The organism is Actinomadura roseirufa (assembly GCF_900659635.1).
Classification (GTDB): Bacteria; Actinomycetota; Actinomycetes; order Streptosporangiales; family Streptosporangiaceae; genus Spirillospora; species Spirillospora roseirufa.
Genome location: NZ_CAACVB010000528.1, coordinates 1 through 2,167 on the forward strand (window position 1 = coordinate 1; position 2,167 = coordinate 2,167).

The window sequence follows — 2,167 nt, forward strand, 5'->3', positions numbered from 1 at the left end:
GCCCGCACGACCGGGGCGCGGCCGGCGGCGCGCGGCGCCGAGCCGCCCGCGGCGAGGGTCAGCGCCACCGCGGCGGTGGCCGCCAATGCCGCCGAACGGGTGAGGTGAGGCACGCCGCAAGAGTAGGTTCCGGCCGTCCAGTGGGCCGTTCTTCGACCGAATCCGGCCAGCCGAACGGGGAATGACCACGCAATCCAGTTCCGGCCACGAGCGGCCACCGCTCGCACCACTCTCATAACTTCACTTTAAGGACGGAAACTGGCACCTTAACTTTCGGGTCAGACCCGCATTCTCACCTTGGAGGGGGTGTGGAGGCGGGGTCTCGGAGGGGGGCGGGGATGCCCGCATGAGTGTTGTCGATCATCACGAAACGACTACCTCACTGGGCCGGCCTGGAGGGCCGAGCCGCACTTGGAGCCGGGTTTCGAACCATGTTCACCTGGCCATTGCCGTCGATTTCTGTTGTGCGCTCGCCGCCGGCGTGGCGGGTTTCCTGTTCCGCTTCGGCGACGAGACGTTCGCCTACCGGCCGGACGCCGTGCTGGCGTTCGCGCTGCCGGTGATCTGGGTGTGCTGGGTCGCCGCCACCCGGGCCTACGAGACGCGGTTCTTCGGCGCCGGGACCGAGGAGTACCGGCGGATCTTCGACGCCGGGATCAGCCTCACCGCCGCGGTCGCGATCGTGTCGTACGCGACGAAGGCCGAGGTGGCGCGCGGGTTCGTGGTCGTCACGCTGCCGGTGCTGACGCTGCTGAGCCTGCTCGGCCGCTACCGGCTGCGCAAGCACCTGCATCTGCGCCGGGCACGCGGCGAGTGCCTGCGCCGCGCCGTCGCGGTCGGCCACCGGGAGGCGGTCGCCGAGCTGGTGCGCGAGTTCGGCCGGGCCCCGCACCACGGCATGCGGATCGTCGCCGCGTGCCTGCCCGAGGACGGCGGCGCCGACCGGATCGGCGGCGTCCCGGTGGAGGGCGGGATGAGCGAGGTCGCCGAGGTCGTGCGCCGGACCGGTGCCGACACGGTGGCCGTGCTCGCCTGCCCCGAGCTCGCCGGGGTCGAGCTGCGGCGGCTGGCCTGGCGGCTGGAGAAGACCGACACCGAGCTGCTCGTCGCGTCCGCGCTGCTGGACATCGCCGGCCCGCGCACGTCCATCCGGCCCGTCGCCGGGCTGCCGCTGCTGCACGTCGAGCACCCCGAGCTCGCCGGGATGCGGCGCGTGGTCAAGGGCCTGTTCGACCGGTCCGTGGCGGCGGTCGCGCTGGTGCTGCTGTCCCCGCTGTGGGCGGCGACGGCGCTGCTCATCCGGCTCGACGACCCCGGGCCCGCGTTCTTCACCCAGGAGCGCGTCGGCCGCGACGGCCTCGGGTTCCGGATGTTCAAGTTCCGCACGATGGTGGTGGACGCCGAGCGCCGCCGCAAGGAGCTCGCCGCCGCAGGCCACCAGGGCGGCGGGGTGCTGTTCAAGCTGAAGGACGACCCGCGCATCACCCGGCTCGGCGCCCTGCTGCGCCGCTGGTCCATCGACGAGCTTCCGCAACTGGTCAACGTGCTGCGCGGGGAGATGTCGCTGATCGGGCCCCGCCCGCCGCTGCCGGACGAGGTCGACCACTACGGGGAGGACGTGTTCCGCCGGCTCGCGGTCAAGCCGGGGATGACCGGGCTGTGGCAGGTGAGCGGCCGCTCGGACCTGTCCTGGGACGAGTCGGTGCGGCTCGACTTACGCTACATCGAGAACTGGTCCCTTGTCCTTGACATGCAGATTCTCTGGAAGACCCTCGCGGCGGTCGTCCGCGGCTCGGGTGCATACTGACCGCGAGACGGAGGAACGATGAGCACAGCGATCCCGCACATGATCACCCACGGTACCGGCCGCGTCACCGAGATCATCCGGCGGCGGAAGGCGGCCGCGTGATGGCGGCGCGCGACCTGGTGGTGATCGGGCTCGGCTATGTCGGGCTCCCGCTGGCGCGCGAGGCGTGCCGGGCCGGCCTGCGGGTCGGCGGCCTCGACCTGGACGGCCGGATCGTGGACGGCCTGCGCGAGGGGCGCTCGCACGTCGACGACGTGTCCGCGGCGGAGGTCGAGGAGATGGTGGGGGCCGGGTTCACGCCGAGCCTGGACGAGGACGTCCTGGACGGTGCCCGGACGGTGGTGATCTGTGTGCCCACTC

At 72.1% G+C, this 2,167-nt stretch carries 1 protein-coding gene and 1 pseudogene; both read left to right on the top strand.

The features are described 5' to 3' along the window. Positions 1-346 precede the first annotated feature (346 nt). The gene (locus E1291_RS41120; protein ID WP_131743431.1) at positions 347-1,807 is read left to right on the top strand and encodes a sugar transferase; all 1,461 of its coding nucleotides are present in this window, start codon (positions 347-349) and stop codon (positions 1,805-1,807) included. Between the two features lie 101 nt (positions 1,808-1,908). Further along, a pseudogene (locus tag E1291_RS41125) lies at positions 1,909-2,167 on the top strand (nucleotide sugar dehydrogenase); the annotation flags it as partial.

Coding starts and splice junctions, on each gene's coding strand:
- E1291_RS41120 (WP_131743431.1), top strand. CDS start 347: ATGAGTGTTGTCGATCATCACGAAACGACTACCTCACTGGGCCGGCCT.